Genomic DNA, 18,897 nt, shown 5'->3' with positions numbered 1-18,897 from the left:
TAAATTGAGTTCTTATACACAGATTTGATACAAACCCCTCAAAAGCTAAAACCGCCGCGCATCGCGCGGCGGTTTTAGCTTTTGAGGGGTTCCGAAAATATTTTTGTGATAGTTAAGGCATAGCCTAAGTATCGATTTAGCGTAGCCGGGAGATCCCCGCTGTCGCCGCCTCCTTAAAAAGGGGGCTATTCATAGGTTTGCTCAAAGTCCCCCTTTTTAAGGGGGATTTAGGGGGATCAATACCCAGTGTTCCGCTAAACAAGTACTAGCCTAACTGTCACAAAAATATAGCCAGTCATATTAGGCAACTTCTTGTAGCTGCCGCTGTTCGGCGGTGAGCAGTTCGCCACGCTTGAGGCGCAGCATGTAATTTTTGAGATCCAGCGCCACTTGATTAGACAAGAAATAGGCTCCCAAAAGATTAGGGAAGGCCATTGCCAGCAGCATACCGTCACTGAAATCGATAACGGCAGTCGGATTGGCGATGGAGCCAATGAAGATGGCCAGCAAGAACAAGATTTTGTAGACAATCAGGCTGCCTTCGCCAAATAGGTAATCCCAGGAGCGCTCACCATAATATCCCCAGGAAATCATAGTGGAGAAGGCAAAGAAGAAGACGGAAACGGCCAGAACGGCGGGGAACCAACCAATAACGGTGCCAAATGCGGCAGAAGTAAGCTCCGCGCCGCCGAGTTCAGCGAACTGCGGGTCGGCATAAACGCCTGTAATCACGACGACTAGTGCGGTCATGTTGCAGACCACAATCGTATCGATGAACGGCTCCAGCAGCGCCACAATTCCTTCGCGAACAGGCTCTTCGGTACGAGCGGCAGAATGCGCGATCGCAGCTGAACCAATGCCCGCTTCGTTGGAAAAGGCAGAACGACGTAAACCTTGCACAATCACACCGACGACGCCACCTTCAATCGCTCCTGGTGAGAAGGCGCTACCCAAAATAGTTGCGATCGCAGATGGAATTGCCGTGAAGTTAACCAGCAAAATCCATAGAGAAGCGGCCACATAAATCACGCACATCAGCGGCACGATGGTGCCTGCAACCATCCCGATCCGCTGAATGCCGCCAATGATCACCAGTGCAACCAGGGAAACCAGAATTAAACCGTACAGCCAGCCCGGCATGGGCAGTACGGTAGAAACAGCACCATAGGACTGATTGGCCTGGAACATGCTCGCGCCACCAAAGGCACCGCAAATCGCCAGGAACGAAAACAGAATCGCCAGCACTTTACCAAAGGTGCGATGGCCCATGTCAGCTAGCCCCTTCGACAGGTAGTGCATTGGGCCGCCGGACACCGTACCGTCGGGCTTGGTCACACGGTACTTTTGGCCCAGCGTGCATTCAACGAACTTGCTGCTCATGCCGAAGAAACCGCCGAGGGTCATCCACAGAGCCGCGCCGGGGCCACCAATGCTAATTGCGATCGCAACCCCAGCGATGTTTCCTAAACCAACTGTGGCCGATAGCGCTGTTGAGAGCGCCTGAAAGTGCGAAACTTCACCCTCTTCGTTAGGGTCATCGTACTTGCCGCGCACCACGTCAATTGCATGGCGAAAAGCCCGAATATTGACGAATCCCATACGGAGCGTAAAAAAAACTGCGCCACCAATCAGCCACAGCACAATCAGCGGAAATCCGCCAATACTGAAGAAGAGAACGCTAAAAACCGCCTCCACAAAGTTAGAAAATGCAGCATTAAGCCCGCTAATTAAGCCTCCTGCTGCCGCCTCTTCCTGTGCCAGTGCAACGGTCGGAATTAATAGGAAGAGGCAAATATAAAGCCAGATTCTTTTCATGGATTTATTATTCATACTGTGTCCACGTTAGTAGACTAATGTATCGCTATTTCAAGTCCAGCAATGTTATTCCGCAACATTTTGCAGGGTTTAATCAGGATTTCAACTCTGTCCAATCTAGAGAAAATAGCGAATAGGCTATGATCAATTCCCCAACAGTTTATGTGCTCAGGTTAACTTGTACAGGATTGCTATTTGGCTATAATCCTTGTCTCGCAGGCATTGCAGAAAGATTTTGCAAACACCGCTTGAATTCTAAAACTTCCGTTTTCCTGTTCGGCTGGACGTAGACTCAGCGCGTCATGACAATATCATAAATATTCATGTGTTCCATATCCCGGTAGATATAGACTGAGATTTTGTCAACATGCTGTGTTCTATCCGCGAGCAAAAGATCGCGTTATGAATAATTTTGAGGATAATCTGTAGATCCTTTTGAATTAGGCGGCTTGGCTAAGATGACCGACTAAAATTTATTTATGAAACATCGCATCAGCCATGAATCAAACGGGTCACTGTGAACACTTAACCCAATGAACCGCATCGACCAGTATTAGGATTTTAGTGTTGTAATCGAGTGTTGATATCCAGGAATCGATCAATTCTTTAATTTCGGTTAAGGCTGAACGATCTAAAATCCAATATCTAAACTTTTAAAGTCTGATGATCAAAAAATTTTGGAGCGAAGTATGAGTTTGTTTGCCACCGATCGCGTTTTAGTGCCCGTCGATTTTTCTGAGGAGTCGTTTGCGGCACAGGAGAAAGCGCTAGCTTACCTGGACAGCCCATCCCAGCTTTATATCATGCATGTTTTACCACCCCTTTATCCCGGTGAACCTGGCATTACCTGGAATACGGTAGACGACGCATCCCGCATTGATAACGTGCAAGAACGCTTCAAAGAACGCTTCGATGATCCCAAGCATGAGGGCATGCATTTTCACGTTTCAATTGGTGATCCAAGCTCTGAGATTATTGATTTTGCTAAGGAAAACAACGTTAGCCTGATTGTCATCCCGTCACACGGTCGCACGGGGTTAGGGCGCTTTTTCATGGGATCGGTGGCCGAGCGGGTTGTGCGGTTTGCGTCCTGCCCAGTCTTAGTATTGCGCCGTTCGGAATAATGTCTCTGCTGTGTGGTCGCGTTGACACCGCAGACATGGCTACCGGAATGCGACTAGCCAAAATGCGACAAGCAAGTTGTTTTTAGGTTAATAGGCTTATGCTGCTTCAGCAAGATTTGCTCAGTGATTGCTTGCTTGACCAGCTGGTTCAGTTTCGTCAGCAGATTCATCAGCATCCTGAACTGTCAGGACAAGAGCAGCAGACAGCTCAGCGCGTGCTGGATTTTATCAATGCGTATCATCCCGATGAAGTCGTTCCTAATCTGGGTGGCAACGGATGTGCCGTCATCTATCGCGGACAGCAACCTGGGCCAACCGTGCTGATTCGGGCCGATATGGATGCCCTGCCAATTCAGGAAACGAGCGCGATCGCACATTGTTCCCATGTTCCTCATACGGCCCATGCCTGTGGACACGATGGCCACATGGCAATTGTGGCGGGCTTGGCGGCACTGCTTCACCAGCAGCCAATTGAGCGCGGCAGCGTTGTACTCCTCTTTCAGCCTGCTGAAGAAACCGGCGAAGGAGCTGCTCAGGTCGTGGCCAGCCCAGTGTTCCAAGCCTTACAGCCCGATTATGTGTTTGCGCTGCATAATTTACCGCGCTATCCCTTGGGGCAAGTGGTGATTCGCTCTGGCAGCTTTGCTGCCGCCTCAACAGGTGTTATTGTCCGATTTCAGGGCAAAACTTCCCATGCCGCCTATCCAGAACATGGCCGCAGCCCAGCGCTAGCAATGGCGCAACTGGTGCAAGTGATTACGGCTCTGCCCCAGCAGTTACAGGCGGACTTGGCCGATTTTGTGCTGACGACAGTGGTTCATGCCCGACTTGGCGAAATTGCCTTTGGCACTGCTCCCGGCCAAGCGGAGGTGATGGCTACCCTGCGTAGCTACCGCAATGACGACATGGCCAAGCTCAAAGCCGCTGTTGAGCAATCCGCGATCGCACTTGCCGCTGCCGATCAGCTAGAGGTTAGTTTGGAATGGGTGGAGTCCTTTCCCGCCACGGAAAATGATCCAGCAGCCGTGGAGATTTTGAAAACTGCGATCGCAACGTGCCAAGCTGACTGGGTTGAAGCCGAAACCCCATTTCGCTGGTCAGAGGACTTTGGACACTTCACGCAGCGCTATCCAGGTGCCTTATTCGGCCTCGGCTCCGGCGAACAGCAGCCCCAACTCCACAATCCCGACTATGATTTCCCCGATGCGCTGATCCAGCCAGGGGTGCAGTTGTTTTATCAGATTATTCAAACGGTGTTGAGGTGAGAGCGTGAGGGGGGAGGAGTAAGGAGTAAGGCGTGAGGAGTATCCCAAAATCCAAAATCCAAAATCCAAAATTCCCAGCCCTCAGCACTTACATCACATCCTGCTAAGCGCCAAACTTTCGCAGTCGCCTTGCATTAGCCAGCGCTAACCCCATCAGGTGCAGACCGGGGCGTAGTCCCAACGCACCTTGATTGCAGGCGTATTCATCAAACGTCTCAACGGCGTCGAGCCGAACAGAGTTAGAGTGAATCAAAAACGGTACGGGATGCCAGCTGTGGCCGCCCAAGGTAGCGGGTGTTGAGTGGTCAGCCGCGACAACCAAAACATCGGGCTGCAAGTCCAGAATTTCAGGCAGGAGCCGATCCACATGTTCCAAGACCTCGACCTTGCCGGGAAAATCAGCGTCTTCACCTTCGCTGTCTGTTTTTTTGACGTGGATAAAGTAAAAGTCGTGGTCTTGGCCATAAATCTTTTTCAGCGTGGCAAAGCGCTGTTCCATGCCACCGGGACGCAGCACCACGTCCATGCCGATTAGCCGACTGACACCGCGATACATGGGATAGTCCGCAATACAAACGCCTTTGAGGCCAAACCGATCCGATAGAGACGGTAGCGGCTGATAGCGCTCAAAACCCCGCATCAGCAGCATATTGGCAGGCTGCTCATCGGCTAGCACGTCTTTCACCTGCTGCAAAAATGACTCGACTAAGTTGACCGTTTTTTGTGCCCGATCCGTTTCCGCTACTGGAGTGCGCGGCGGTACGCCAGTTGACTGCGGATCGGTGTCATTCAGTTCATCGCCCAGTCCCTCACCGTGCAGGACTAGAACGGCTCGGTGTTCACTAACGGTTTCGACAAAAAATTCGCCGTCAAAATCGAGAGAAATGCGATCGCGGATTTTCTGACAGAGCTGCTGGTTCAAGTCGGTTTCAATTCGTCCGGCTCTACGATCGGTGACGTTGCCCGTTTGGTCAACCGTGGCGAAGTTCATCCGGGCCGCTACGTCACCAGGCCGCAGGTCAAAGTCAATGCCCAGAGCGGACAGAACACCGCGACCGACCCGATACTTGAGCGGATCGTAGCCAAACAGCGCCGAATGTCCTGGCCCACTGCCGGGAGTGATTCCTGGGCCAACAATTTCCAGTAGGCCACAGCTTGATTGTTCTGCAAGCTGATCCAGATTAGGCGTATTCGCCACCTGCAGCTCTGTACCACCCCGATCTGCGTCCGGTAACCCGCCGAGTCCATCCAGAATTAAATAAATAATCTTGGTATCTTGCGGCCAAGCCAAATCTTCCCAGACTTCTGTGATGTCAAACGTGGGATGCTGCATGGGTATAGAGACAAGTTGCGACGTTAGCTATTGCTAGCTTTTGCCCATACCTTATGCAATGCACCAACGTTTGGCATCTATCCTATCGGAGATTATTTATTTGGGGTAGGGACACGGCAATGCCGTGTCCCTACGGATGGAACGGTTTACAGGCTATTTAATTCGCAGTCCTAAGCAGATAAGCAGCTTCAACTCTAAAACTTTCATCTATCGATAGAGCCTTATTCCAGTTGAGTGCTTCCTCTGGATGAGTGATGTCACTGGATCGCTTTTCTATGATTAAGCTGTCGAATACAATACGATAAATTATGCTGCTCAAAGAAAAACAGTCTGGTGAACTGGTCAAAGTTGATGAGGTAGAACAGCTTGTGAATCCAGTTCAAGATTCCATAACGGGTCAGATTCAGGGTGGACAAGCTGAGCAATTACCCCAATCATTTCAAAAATCGGGACTCATTTTTCCATCAGGAGAAGCTCTGCCCCGCTGTTGGAGTGATGCCGACTATCGGATGAACAGCCAACCTGAGTAGTTCAATAGGGGACATCTTTCAAACCGCTCTCGTTCCAAAAGCAGGATGCTCGCTATCAACCGCGAGCCATGTGGCTATGGCTAGAGTGGTAAAAGATAGCCAAAAGAGAAAAGGGGGAAGCCAAAACTGGCTCCCCCTACCATCAGGGTGCATCTACTTATCACATTATTACATAAACAAGGTGAGGGGTGACACCCCTCATTTAAATTTTCTCAACGTAAAGCCACTAAAAGTGGTGATGACATCCCTGGTTTAGCTCTAGATGTCCGCAACAGTCGGTGCATCTGACGCTTGCTCTAGCCGAGAAAAGTTTTCTTGCTGCACGTTACCCGTTGTTAAAAAGCGGAATGTTTCCTGGTAAAGACTCTGCCAGAACCGATTGCTCATATTTTGGCTGACCTCCTGTGGGTCAACCATCGGATGGGGCACCATGTCTTGTGTCAGATAAAGATACTGCCGATGCCCCTGCCGTTCACCGCCAATTTGTTCAAAGAATCGCTGATTAGTCTTGATATCCGCCGCATCTTCATTTTCGGTCAGTACCATGAGGGTTGGAATATCGCGCAGCTGACGAATAGAGGCATCACTGCGTACATAGCTGCCGCCGAAGCGATCGGCGGCAGTCAGGCAGCCAACGGGAAACTGAAGATCGGGATCCCAACCCATTTCTTTAATATCCAGAGGCCCCGTTAACTCAACATAGAGCTTGCGCTCTGCGCCATAAATGTCCAGCAGTGGTGCATAGGCGACAACTTTTTTAACTCGTTCTGGCTGATCGGCGGCGAGACCTAAGGCAACGGCTCCACCAACTGATAAACCGAGGGTATAAATATCTCCTGGCATCGCGTCGAGTTCGCGGATGCGATCGCGGGCATCGTTTAGATACTCCATATCGGACGAAATGAAGTAGTCATTGAAGCGTGGATCCCCATCTCGTTCAATCGCTGTTTTAATATCGAGCAGCTTTGGCTCAATCATCATCAATCGGGCCAGCAGTGCTGCCTGCTGCATCGCATTGGGTTGTTTGCCCTCTGCTTGGTAGTTCTGCAACGTTTGCATCAAAACTGGATCTTGCTGGATCTTAGCTTTTAGCGGCTCAGCATATTCGGGTTTGAGATCCACCTGTGGCCAGTTTACGGCTGGATTAACTAGGGCATGCCCTGCAATATTGCACTGATAAATATTGAAGCCATTTTGAAATAAATAATCTGCTAAGCGCCACATCTGATGGGGTTTAGCACTAAACCCGTGAAACATCATGACCGTACCGCGAATCGGCTGATCAGGTTCATGAAACAGGTAATAGGGGTAAGCGCCATCGCGACGGTCGGGATGGGCGGTAATTTGGCGAATATGAGCCTCAATCGCCTGCTTGGTGGCCTCAATTTCTGCTGCTGTCGGCGCAGGACTTAAGAGCGTACTTGTCATCGTAGAGTCTCCTGAGGTTAGGGGTGGGGGCTTTTCTAGAGTTGCTTTACAAAAAGTTGCTTCACAAAAAGTTGCTTCACGAATGCCAACGCTGATTCCAAATGCCAATGCTGATTTCTTGAGCTGATTTGTTGTTTTGATTGTAGATGGCATGTAATTGGCTGATAATTGTGATTTAGTGCAATTAACTGACTTAACTCCTGAATCAATGTAGAATCTGCCGATTTTTAGGGAATCCTTAAGCTCATAGGGTCATCTCGTTCCCAAAATTTAATTACTCGGTTAGACGTTACTATCACTATGCCTCTTCCCTCTTTGCCAAAACAAGCGGAATGTGTTGACCACGAAATTTTGCTGCGCCGTGTTGTATATCGCATCCGTCAGTCTTTGGATTTACAGGTGATTCTTGATACCACAGCGAAAGAAATTCAGCAGTTTTTGGATGTTGATCGGGTGATGATTTATCAGTTTTATCCTGATCAAAGTGGTTATGTGATTGCTGAGTATCGTTCTGTAGACAACGTACTGCCTTCTTTAAGCGGATTGAGTTTTCCAGCAGATGATATTCCACAAGCGGCCAGACAGCTATTTATAGACGCCCGCATTCGCAACATTGTAGACGTTGAGTCGGGGGTGATTGGGCAAAGTCGGCTCCGTGATCCAGAGACGGGTGAACAATTGGCTGAGGACTGGATTTATCGTCCGCTCGACCCCTGCCACGCTGAATATTTGACCACAATGGGCGTGAAATCTAGCGTCACCTCGCCCATTTTCCACAGTGATCATCTCTGGGGTTTGTTAGTTGCCCATCACTCCTCACCACGCGAACTGCCCATCGAGCAGTTGGAGGCGGTGCAGCTCATCGTGGGACAGCTATCAACTGCGATCGCGCAAGCCGATTTGTTGGCTAAAGCAGAGGAAAAAGGGCAGCGCGAAGCAACCATCAGCCGCATTACGTCTCTGCTGCACGGATTTCCCACGGTTCAATTGGAGTTAGCGCTCGAAGCGACAGTTGAGGCGCTGCAAGGCGTGGGCGGTCGCTTGTTGATTCTCGATCCGCCAAGCGGGGCCGAGGACAATCATCAGCCTATAACTGGCACTGTCCATGTCTGCGGAACACAACCTGTCGAGCATGAGCTAGGGCAGAAGCGAGCTGTGGAATCACTGTATGGCGTGCAGTCTCACCTCCAGGCGACCGACTATGTACCTTGGGCCGTGGACGATGTGTTTACCGTTAGCGACCTGCGCAATCTCCAACTGTCGTTTCAACAGGCGGGACTGCGCAGTTGGCTGATTGTGCCGTTGGTTGCCCGTGAACGGGTGGTGGCGTACCTGAGTGTATTTCGGACTGAACGGGAAACGGAAACGCTCTGGGCTGGCGAGTTTGATCCGGATGTGCGGCAGGCGTTCCCTCGCCAGTCGTTTGAAATCTGGCGGCAAACGAAGCTGGGACAGGTTTGTGCGTGGACGCAGGCGGAGATTGAGATGGCCATGACGCTGGGTGCCCAGTTTGCGATCGCAATTGAACAGCACCTGCTCTATCAGCACGTAACGGCTCTCAACAACACATTAGAAACCCAGGTTAAAGTTCGTACTGCCGATCTGCAAAAAGCCCTAGAGAAACTGCAAAAGGCTCAGACCCAGCTCATCCACACCGAAAAGATGTCGAGTCTAGGCCAGTTAGTGGCAGGTGTGGCGCATGAAATTAACAATCCAATTAATTTCATTCACGGAAATCTAGCGCATCTGAAGGGATATGCCAATGACATGCTTGAGTTGCTCTCGCTCTATCAGCACCACTTCCCGAATGCTGACGCAGATATTGTCGAGAGATGCCATTCGCTAGATTTAGATTTTGTCTCCCAGGACTTGCCCAAAATTTTGCATTCGATGGAAGCGGGGACAATGCGAATTCGCGAAATCATTCAGTCGCTGCGTAATTTTTCGCGGCTGGATGAAGCGGAAGTGAAAGTCGTCGATATTCATGAGGGCATTGATAGCACCCTGATGATTCTGCATCATCGGCTCAAGCAGTCCTCAGAGAACCAAATTATTCAGATTGTGAAGGCATACGGCGATTTGCCTCTCGTCGAGTGTATGGCAGGTCAGCTCAATCAAGTCTTTATGAATCTTCTGAGTAACGCCATTGATTCCCTAGAAGGGATTGAGGATCAGTCAGGCACAATTGAGATCCGCACAGAACAAGTTGGAGAACATCACGTTGCGATTCACATCACCGATAACGGCAGAGGCATATCAGAAGACGTGAAACCACGTATTTTTGATCCGTTCTTCACCACTAAACCCGTCGGTAAAGGGACTGGGCTAGGGTTGTCGATCAGCTATGAAATCATAGTTGGCAAGCATGGCGGCACATTGACCTGTGAATCATCGCCTAATCAGGGGACGACATTTACGATTACGATTCCCCAGAGTTATATCGAGCCACATCATGAAAGTTTCGAGAAAGTACAGGATCAGCGTGATCAGGCATAATTCTGTGAGCGAGTCCAATTTTTCTTGGGGTTCTCTCAGTAAGATGGGTGAAGCATTGCAGTAAAACCCATCCCAATAAACGTTCTGTGCAGAACAGTTCACGCTCAATCGACAAAACCGCCACCACCGATCTCGTCCTGATTGGCGGTGGTCATAGTCATGCTATTGCCTTGCGTATGCTAGGTATGCGACCCATTCCGGCTGTGCGGCTGACGCTAATTAGCAATTTAGTCGATACGCCCTATTCCGGTATGTTGCCCGGCTACATCGCCGGGTTTTATGACTATGACGAGGCGCATATTGACCTGCGGCCTTTGGCAAACTTTGCCCGCTGTCGGCTGTATATTGACGAAGCGGTTGGGCTGGACTTAGCCAACCGTCGCGTCCTCTGCCGGAATCGTCCGCCCGTTGCTTTCGATTACCTGTCGATCGATACGGGCAGTACGCCCGCAGCGACCACTGTACCGGGTGCCGCTGAGTATGCCATTCCGGCGAAACCCGTACCTCGATTATTGGAGGAATGGCGCAAAATCCTCCGTCACGTGCAGCAAGATCCGGATCAACCGCGTGTGTTTGGCATTGTCGGCGGCGGAGCGGGTGGCGTGGAACTGGCGTTGAACCTACAATCTCGCTTGCAGCGTATCGTACAGGCGGCGGGAAGATCACCCGATTTAATTCAAGTCCACCTCTTTCAGCGGCAACCCAATATTCTGCCCGATCGTGGCTGGCTCATGCAGCGGCTCACTCAAGGCGTGATGCGCGATCGCAATATTCATCTTCACTTAGGGGAAACGGTGACTGAAATTCAATCGGGGCGTGTTTGCTGCGAGTCGGGTTTAACCGTCGATTGCACTCACGTTTTCTGGGTGACGACTGCCTCCGCGCCGCCGTGGATTCAAGCCTCTGGGTTAGCCACCGATGAGCAGGGTTTCATTGCAGTAAACGATACGCTACAGTCCCAGTCCCATGACTTTGTGTTTGCGGCAGGTGATGTCGCCACGATGGTTCATCATCCTCGCCCCAAAGCGGGCGTATTTGCTGTGCGCCAGGGGCAACCGTTAGTGAACAACCTGCGTCGCTTTGCGTTGGGACAACCGCTGCAGTCTTTTGTGCCACAGAAGCAATTTTTGATCCTGCTAGGCACGGGCGATCGATCTGCGATCGCATCTCGGGGGCCGTTTGCCTTGCGATCGCGCTGGTTCTGGAACTGGAAAGATTACATTGACCGTAAGTTTATGCGCCGATTCAGTGAACTACCGACCATGAATGCTGAATCGGCGCGTCCATCTGCTAGTTCGACTCCCTTTCTCCTTGGGGAAAAGAGGCTAGGAGATGAGGGCAGCCCAGCAGTTTCCGCCATGCGCTGTGCCGGATGTGGAGCCAAAGTTGGCAGCTCCGTTCTGCAGCAGGCCCTAGATCGCGTCCACGCGGAACAGCCCACTCCCGAACCCGCTCCCCATGTGGTCGTTGGCCTGGATCACCCTGATGATGCGGCCATTCTCAACTTACCTGCGGATCAACTGCTGGTACAAACCACGGATTATTTCCGCGCCATCGTCAACGATCCCTATCTATTTGGCCAAATTGCCACTAACCACTGTCTGAGCGATTTATTTGCGATGGGCGCGAGTCCTGATAGCGTACTTGCGATCGCAGTTGTGCCAGACGTTCAACCAGCGAAACAAGCCGAAACGCTCTATCAGCTCCTTTCAGGTGCGTTCCGGGTACTCCAGGCTGCCAAAACTTCGCTGATTGGTGGTCATACGGCAGAGGGATCAGAACTAGCCTTTGGCCTGACCTGCAATGGTTTAATCTATCCTGACCAAATCATGCGCAAAAGCGGCTTACAGCCGGGTCAGGCACTGATTCTGACCAAGGCGCTTGGCATTGGGACACTGTTTGCAGCGGATATGCAGTTACAGGCTAAGGGGCGGTGGATCGAAACTGCGATCGCAGCAATGCTCCAGTCCAATCAACAAGCGGCACAGTGTTTCCAGCAGCACCAGGTGCAAGTTTGTACGGACATCACAGGCTTTGGTCTACTCGGCCATTTGGCGGAGATGCTGCGATCTACACGGACACCGAGAAATTCAGGACATCAAGCCGGGGCGCGTACCTGTGATCAATATGATGTCAATGTTGAACTCTGGTGGGACACGCTGCCGATCCTCGATGGAGCACGAGCAACCGTACAGCAGGGTATTGTCAGCTCGCTTCAGCCCCAAAATCAACGGGCGATGGTTTATCTTACCGAAGCGGCACAGGCAAGCCAGCATCCCGATTTTCCGCTGCTGTTTGACCCGCAAACGTCTGGGGGCTTACTGGCTGCCGTACCGATGGCGCTCGCTCAGGATTGCCTAGCAGCACTGCATCAACTGGGTTACACCGAAAGCTGTATCATTGGCCGGGTCTTTCCCTGCGAAGATCCAACTCAGCCGATTAGGATAAGAACAAGTCCGGCATAAAACTCGCGACACTTTTATCAAGACATATCAAGTCACCCTTATTAAGTCCCCCTTATCAAGTCACCCTTACTAGTACAACGTTCTACCCATTGCCTCCATGTCTCTCCGTACGACTGCAATTGATGATTTCTTGACCGCAAACGATACTGTGCTCGATGTGCGGAGTCCGGGTGAGTACGAACAGGGACATATTCCGGGTGCCGTTAGTTTTCCCTTGTTCGATAACGACGAACGGGCACAAATTGGTACCTGCTACAAACAAGTGGGGCATGAAGCAGCCGTTGAACTCGGCTTGGAAATTGCTGGGCCAAAGGCCGCTGGCTTTGTGCGACGAGCGAAGGAACTGGCTGCCGATGGGCAGGTGCGGGTTCACTGTTGGCGCGGCGGCATGCGCAGCGAGAACATGGCCTACCTCTTACAGATGGCAGGTTTTCAAGTCCAGGTACTGACGGGTGGCTATAAAGCATTTCGTCGCTGGGTGCGGCAGCAGTTGGCCGAGCCGAAACCGATCATTACCCTAGGCGGCATGACCGGCACAGGCAAAACGTCTGTGCTCAAAGAACTTGAAGCCCAGGGCGAACAGATTCTCGATTTGGAAGGAAATGCCAACAACCGGGGCAGCAGCTATGGCAGTTTGGGCATGCCGCCGCAGCCATCCACCGAACATTTTGAGAATTTAGTTGCGCTCGACTGGGCAGCCTGCGATGCCACCAAACCGACTTGGATCGAAGCTGAAAGCCGTCGAGTTGGCACTTGTCGCGTACCGGATGAGCTGTTTCGGCAAATGATGGCAGCTCCCGTTTTAGAAATTGTGCGATCGCGATCTGAACGTATTCAACTTCTTATTGATGACTATGGCGATGCTGATCCCCATGAGCTAATTGCTGCCACTCAGCGAATTAAAAAACGGCTGGGCGGAGAACGAACTCAAGCTGCGATCGCAAGCATTGAAGCCAATGATCCAGTCCCGGCAATTGATTTGGTGCTGGACTACTACGACAAAACCTATCGATACGATCTCGAACGGCGACCCGGCCCAATTTATTCGCTGGATGTCACTGGACAAGCGGCTGAACAAGTCGCTGCAGAACTGATTCAGAAGGCGAGATTTTATGAATTGGCTGGATTGGGCGGCTGTGAGTGATGAGCTGAGAATTTAAGCAGGGCGGATATGTGTACTGCGACTGGCAAATCGGTCTCCGATGAACAGGGTGAACTGGTTTGATTAGCATTATGAAGCACTGAGTTGAGTCACTGAATGGGTGATTTTTCTGACAACGCCAAAACCTAGGCTAAATAATAGTTTCGGCGAATGTCGCTAGAGTCCCGTGGTGTGAAAAAGTGATATTTGTCACTCAGGTCAGACCGTCAGCATCACGAGCCGTGTTCCATTGAGTCACGTAAATACTTAGGATTCATCACGAATTGAGGGCTAGTTCATCACGCAAAATGCCCCAAAACGTCACAGGACAAGCACTTTACGAGTCACGGATAAAATCGCATCTGACCGCGATACTGATAATGTCAGAGTTCAGTGATTCCCGATGACGACGCAAGCCCTAACGACTTCCACCGACCTCGACCAACTGATTCAGAACATTTTCCTAACGCGCAAAATCACCCGTCAGGATCAACGGCTGATTATGAGTCTGCAATTAAAAAATCAGCTCACTGCGCAGGAACATTCTTACATCAACCAAATTCATCAGGCTCTCTTCCAGGGACGCATTCGCGTTTTTGGCTAGAACCGTTCTGAATTGCCCCGTTCTGATTCAAAACAAATAGCTTACCTGTTTCGCGCCTGTTCAAAGCGACCCCCAAACGTCATTTATCCAATCACTTGCCGATAACCATGCTGCATTCTGCTTACGTCTCCGCTACTAGTCACATGCTTCATTACAGTATCGATCAGCGTCCCAATGGGGTTTACCTACGGGTATGGGAACCCAAATCTCCTACCCGGCAGCGCCCACGCCCCTTTCTATTTGCCATGAATTACATTTTGGAAACAGAGGAAGAAGCCTATGACCTGCTGCATGAGTATCTGTTTACCGCTGGTGCTGATACTCAACAACTGTCGCGGCGGGAACGACGAGGTGAGCTTTATGTCGTCCCTGATCCGACGGAAAATATGGCTTCTGCGTAGGTATACGGACAGCTTTGCCCGGCTGAGAATCGAGCTTTGATTAAATTCTTTAATGGTTTGAGAGTTCGTGTTAGCCGTATGAATCGATATCAATTTGTGCAATTTGAGTCTAGTTCTGGTGTAGTGCTGATAGTTTAATGACGTTATTGATTGGTATAAAATTCTCAACTTAGTGCGTATTTGAATGAATTAATGCTGAATATTTGATATCTCTTCCCAGATTTATGTATAGAACCATCAGTGATAAGAACGAATAGTAGCGTATTTTTTTATACGATACATCCTCCTTTTAATACCTGAGCTAAAATTACGTTTTTTATCAAGCTGAAACCAACTGTGCTTCAGACTCGTATATCTAATGTACTTATTTCAGATTTGATTTATGGCTGCCTTATCTATTAAGAATGGTTTAGTACAGCTCAGCTATTCATGACAGTATAAATACGCAAAATCTGCTCCAAATAATTTATTCTCAGAACCGCGATCGCACTTTTTACTTTCATCTGCAGACTATGAATCGCCTACTACAAAAGGAAATTATCGCTTTCATGTAGTATCGATCACCTGTAACTACGTATCCCTAGACACAAGTAAAGCTGGGATAAAGAACTGATACTTTTTTGTGAAAAACTTGGTGAACCTAGCAGGTGACAACTATTAAACTGACCAATATCTGGCTTACCTTACAGGAGTAATAATTTAGTTGATGTGGACTTTAAACAACCGATATTTTGATGTTCATAACTTTAATGTTTCAAAGACTCGAATTCCGACAATTAGCGGATTTGGCAACCTAGATGGAGATGATAGTTTCGAAGAGTAGTTAGGTTGTCTTGCCTAACCTGTGAGTTTGCAACTTTGATCGTTTCCTGACTGGATCTGAACCAGTCCTGCTGCTGAACCATCTAAAAATCTGAAAATCGTGTTTGTTGATGGCTTCAGTGTTTGCTCACAGATTCAGAGTTGTACTCAGCTAGCTTACTCATTGAACGGAGTTGGATGTTCACCAATCCGGTGAGGACAAGCTGGTTCATCAAGATGAGTTCTATTACCTAGTCCAGAGTATTCCCTAATGAAGACCAATTCTGTAGAGCATCATCCCCAGGCCAATGAAGTCGGTGTTTACGAGTGCGAGGTTCACCTGAAGTTTCGGCTGATTGAGGAAAATAGTGCATTGTGCGATCGCGATCCAGAGCATTTGCTGGAAGCCCTGCTCGATGCCTACACCTATGGTGAGGATAATTACCTAGAGGCGATGCAGGTTGAAGTCAGTACTCAGCTGATTTCTGAGGTGCTGGCATCTCCCCGAATGCGCCGCCAGCTCATGCGTTTGCGCAACATGAAGGAAGCAATCTAAAAAAAGTTTGGATTGGGAATTGACAAAGGCCAAAACAGTACGCTACATTTACAAATGTTCGCGGCGGACAAACAAAGCGAACGCCGGACAGGCCCCCATCGTCTAGAGGCCTAGGACACCTCCCTTTCACGGAGGCGACGGGGATTCGAATTCCCCTGGGGGTATCGGCAAATGGAAAGGTGAGTGCGGTTCGCACTCACCTTTTTGCTTTGGGAGGTAATCTTTCACTATGACAAATAGCGATGGAATTTGGTAAGACGTTCGATCCACTCATGCCAATAGTCAAGCAGGTCGTCTGGATCAAACCAAAAAATTTCCGCAGGCTGATGTGCGATCGCAACTACAACCGCTGCATGATTCAGCTTAAACCCGATATCGGCGTAGGTTTGATTAATGGCTCCACAGTAGGCTGCAAGCTGTAGCGGACTATCTCGCAGCTGTTTAACGGATTCCTTGGGGCGATCGGCTGTTTTCCAGTCAAATAGGCACAGCGTATCCTGATAGCGAGCGACACAGTCCACGCGTCCGGCGTAGCAAAGATCAGCATGAAACACATAGTTTTCGACCAAATGCACCATATCTAGATCTTCTAGCACGGACGCAATGCTTTCCCAGTAGGGAGATGTGGCCTCGGCTAACGGCCAGTCATCCTCTAGCAAAAATTCTTTGACCTGTTTATGCGTACGGCTACCGCGACGACTGGCACTAGAGCTGATGCGATTAGCCTCTGCCGTCCCTATTCTGGCTTTCCAGCGGGCGAGGGCATCCCGGTCAGCTTGCGATTTGGTGGCGTTCAGGACGCTGGTAACGCTGGGAAATTGAATGTTTGCCTGCATGGGCTGATGAGTATCGGGCTGATTATTCGCCGAACGCCTAGCAGACGGTACAAAATAGGTGCGTCCATTCTGACGCACACGCTTCGCTGCGATCGCAGGCCATAAATCACGCTGAGGCACGAGAAAAGCTTCCTAGCTAAACGGTGCCTTTATCTTGACACCTACTACGATACTTACTGTGCAGAATAATGAGTGGATTGGAACTCGCCGCCTCTCAACTCCCTTCTACGCTCAGCGAACTCATGCTAAGCAAATCCCAGAAAACGCGGAGATTGCATCAAGACTTGATTAAGCCAAGGGATTGCCCTGGCAGTCCTGAGTTGAAGTGCCTATAGTGTGTTACAGCATTCGCTATTTGGTGAGAACATTGGGTAGTGTGGCTCTGCGGCGCATTAAGACGTTCCAATCCTCATTCAAGTGGCGATGGCTGTCGATACAATGCACTTTTACCAGGAAAGGAGAACACGGATGCGGGTGCTAGTCACAGGAGCTGCTGGCTTCGTTGGATACTTTTTGTCCCAGCGTTTGCTGGCCGATGGGCACCAAGTTTACGGTGTTGACAACATCAATGATTATTATGACGTGCAGCTCAAGCATGATCGCTTGGCGAATTTGTCCGACAAACCTAATTTCACGTTTCAAAAGCTGGATCTAGCTGATCAAACAGGTGTCTTAGCCCTGTTTCAAGAGCATCAGTTTGACTGCGTTGTTAATCTCGCGGCTCAGGCTGGTGTCCGCTATTCCCTCGAAAATCCCTTTGCCTACTCCAACAGCAACCTGGTAGGTTTCGTCAACATTCTAGAAGGCTGTCGCCATAGCAATGTTTCTCACTTGGTTTACGCCTCGTCTAGCTCGGTTTACGGTGCCAATAAGAAAGTTCCGTTTTCTACGGAAGACAACGTTGATCATCCCGTCTCGCTCTACGCTGCAACCAAAAAAGCCAATGAGCTGATGGCCCACACCTACAGCCATCTATACGGTTTACCAACGACTGGGCTACGCTTCTTCACGGTTTACGGCCCAATGGGTCGCCCTGATATGGCCTACTTCAAGTTTGTGCAGGCTATTGAACAGGGTCGTCCGATTGATGTTTACAACTATGGCGATATGAAGCGCGACTTCACCTATATTGACGACATTGTAGAGGGCATCGTGCGGGTGATGCACCACATTCCCAAAGCGAATCCAGAGGGTGCGACTAAGGCTCCCTATAAGGTTTACAACATCGGCAACAACAGCCCTGTTTCTCTCCTCCGCTTTATCGAAGTGATTGAAGAGTGCCTGGGTAAAAAAGCCGAGAAAAACCTGCTGCCGATGCAGCCTGGTGACGTGCCGACGACCTATGCCGATGTCACCGACTTGATGAACGATGTTGGCTTTAAGCCGGAAACCCCCATTGAGGTTGGCATTCAGCGCTTCGTTGATTGGTATCGCGAGTACTACAGCAAAACCCAAACAGCCGTTGGCGTTTAAGCCGTATCTCGCTAGAGAAACGCAACCAAGGCGTTGGGCATTACCCAATTCTTTTGACCCTCATTTTGTAAAACTTAGTAGAAGTTTGTATAACGGGTTTAGATTTCTGGATCAAAAAAGGGGCTAGCATTTGCTAGCCCCTTTTAAGCGTATGCTTCCGGTTTTAAGCCACGCGATTCACGCTTGCGCTACAGCAACGCTGAAATTTCATCTTTGATGATAATACGCTGGTTTTTGACAGCTCGCAGCAATCGATCAATCGCGCATCGCTCTTCATCCGATAGAGAATCCGACAGAATGGCAGCCATTAATCCATAGCGATCTGCCCACGTCAACTGTCCTGTCGCCGTGGCTTGGGCAAACAGTTCAGAAATCGCGCCAGGAATAAGAGTCAGAAAAGCAGTAGACATGGCTACGGCAAGATATGAGTTCAATATTCTCATTATGTGAAACTACGGGCATCCTAGATGTGACGGAGATACATCTGTGGTAGTGATATACGCACGCCAAATCCGTGATTTCTGTCAGAGAATCCTGTGATGTAGCGCAGTGCATTTGGGTATAGCCGTATCTCTACGCTATTTTTTAGGTTATTTTTTGGGAAATATAGGGAATACGGGGCAAACAGT

15 protein-coding genes and 1 tRNA gene are annotated in these 18,897 nt (G+C 49.8%); 11 read left to right on the top strand and 5 right to left on the bottom strand.

Annotation, left to right across the window (positions count from 1 at the left end; genetic code table 11):
• Positions 1–300 precede the first annotated feature (300 nt).
• On the bottom strand, positions 301–1,815 hold the full coding sequence (locus tag AC286M_RS21395) for an alanine/glycine:cation symporter family protein (protein ID WP_488206320.1): 1,515 nt from the start codon (positions 1,813–1,815) through the stop codon (positions 301–303).
• A 689-nt stretch (positions 1,816–2,504) separates the two neighbouring features.
• Here AC286M_RS21395 and AC286M_RS21390 point away from each other — a divergent pair.
• Positions 2,505–2,939: a universal stress protein gene (locus tag AC286M_RS21390; RefSeq protein ID WP_488206319.1), complete on the top strand. Its 435-nt coding sequence runs from the start codon at positions 2,505–2,507 to the stop codon at positions 2,937–2,939.
• Between the two features lie 98 nt (positions 2,940–3,037).
• A complete protein-coding gene (locus tag AC286M_RS21385) occupies positions 3,038–4,204 on the top strand; it encodes an amidohydrolase (RefSeq protein WP_488206318.1) in 1,167 nt (388 codons plus the stop codon).
• A gap of 103 nt (positions 4,205–4,307) precedes the next feature.
• Here the strand turns inward: AC286M_RS21385 and AC286M_RS21380 are convergent, their stop codons facing one another.
• Positions 4,308–5,537 carry a 2,3-bisphosphoglycerate-independent phosphoglycerate mutase gene (locus AC286M_RS21380; protein WP_488206317.1) on the bottom strand — a complete coding sequence of 410 codons (1,230 nt, stop codon included), beginning with the start codon at positions 5,535–5,537 and terminating at the stop codon, positions 4,308–4,310.
• Between the two features lie 308 nt (positions 5,538–5,845).
• On the opposite strand from AC286M_RS21380, the gene AC286M_RS21375 reads away from it, so the two are divergent.
• Complete coding sequence (locus AC286M_RS21375) at positions 5,846–6,067, top strand: acetyltransferase (RefSeq protein WP_488206316.1); 222 nt, start codon at positions 5,846–5,848, stop codon at positions 6,065–6,067.
• Between the two features lie 258 nt (positions 6,068–6,325).
• Here the strand turns inward: AC286M_RS21375 and AC286M_RS21370 are convergent, their stop codons facing one another.
• Positions 6,326–7,495 (bottom strand): alpha/beta hydrolase-fold protein, encoded by a 1,170-nt coding sequence (locus tag AC286M_RS21370; RefSeq protein WP_488206315.1) that lies wholly within the window; start codon positions 7,493–7,495, stop codon positions 6,326–6,328.
• A 300-nt stretch (positions 7,496–7,795) separates the two neighbouring features.
• On the opposite strand from AC286M_RS21370, the gene AC286M_RS21365 reads away from it, so the two are divergent.
• The 7 genes from AC286M_RS21365 to AC286M_RS21335 all read left to right on the top strand — a co-directional run bounded on the left by AC286M_RS21365 (position 7,796) and on the right by AC286M_RS21335 (position 16,123).
• On the top strand, positions 7,796–9,991 hold the full coding sequence (locus AC286M_RS21365; protein ID WP_488206314.1) for an ATP-binding protein: 2,196 nt from the start codon (positions 7,796–7,798) through the stop codon (positions 9,989–9,991).
• A gap of 86 nt (positions 9,992–10,077) precedes the next feature.
• The gene (locus AC286M_RS21360; RefSeq protein ID WP_488206313.1) at positions 10,078–12,456 is read left to right on the top strand and encodes a slr1591 family oxidoreductase; all 2,379 of its coding nucleotides are present in this window, start codon (positions 10,078–10,080) and stop codon (positions 12,454–12,456) included.
• Positions 12,457–12,553: 97 nt separating this feature from the next.
• Positions 12,554–13,600, top strand: a complete 1,047-nt coding sequence (mnmH, locus tag AC286M_RS21355) for a tRNA 2-selenouridine(34) synthase MnmH (protein ID WP_488206312.1) — start codon at positions 12,554–12,556, stop codon at positions 13,598–13,600.
• A gap of 400 nt (positions 13,601–14,000) precedes the next feature.
• Complete coding sequence (locus AC286M_RS21350) at positions 14,001–14,201, top strand: hypothetical protein (RefSeq protein ID WP_488206311.1); 201 nt, start codon at positions 14,001–14,003, stop codon at positions 14,199–14,201.
• A 107-nt stretch (positions 14,202–14,308) separates the two neighbouring features.
• A complete protein-coding gene (locus AC286M_RS21345; RefSeq protein ID WP_488206310.1) occupies positions 14,309–14,602 on the top strand; it encodes a hypothetical protein in 294 nt (97 codons plus the stop codon).
• Positions 14,603–15,674: 1,072 nt separating this feature from the next.
• Complete coding sequence (locus AC286M_RS21340; protein ID WP_488206309.1) at positions 15,675–15,959, top strand: Npun_R1517 family heterocyst differentiation transcriptional regulator; 285 nt, start codon at positions 15,675–15,677, stop codon at positions 15,957–15,959.
• A 91-nt stretch (positions 15,960–16,050) separates the two neighbouring features.
• Positions 16,051–16,123, top strand: a tRNA-Glu gene (locus tag AC286M_RS21335).
• A 63-nt stretch (positions 16,124–16,186) separates the two neighbouring features.
• On the opposite strand, the gene AC286M_RS21330 is transcribed toward AC286M_RS21335, so the two are convergent.
• Positions 16,187–16,915 (bottom strand): PD-(D/E)XK nuclease family protein, encoded by a 729-nt coding sequence (locus tag AC286M_RS21330; protein ID WP_488206308.1) that lies wholly within the window; start codon positions 16,913–16,915, stop codon positions 16,187–16,189.
• A gap of 348 nt (positions 16,916–17,263) precedes the next feature.
• Between AC286M_RS21330 and AC286M_RS21325 the strand changes: the two genes are divergently transcribed.
• Positions 17,264–18,268: an NAD-dependent epimerase gene (locus tag AC286M_RS21325; RefSeq protein ID WP_488206307.1), complete on the top strand. Its 1,005-nt coding sequence runs from the start codon at positions 17,264–17,266 to the stop codon at positions 18,266–18,268.
• Positions 18,269–18,456: 188 nt separating this feature from the next.
• Here AC286M_RS21325 and AC286M_RS21320 read toward each other — a convergent pair whose 3' ends face one another.
• Positions 18,457–18,678: a hypothetical protein gene (locus AC286M_RS21320; RefSeq protein ID WP_488206306.1), complete on the bottom strand. Its 222-nt coding sequence runs from the start codon at positions 18,676–18,678 to the stop codon at positions 18,457–18,459.
• Positions 18,679–18,897 lie beyond the last annotated feature (219 nt).

Source organism: Thainema salinarum CENA647 (assembly GCF_057732415.1).
The sequence above is the reverse complement of the archived record's forward strand: the minus strand, read 5'-3'. Positions and strand labels throughout refer to the sequence as shown.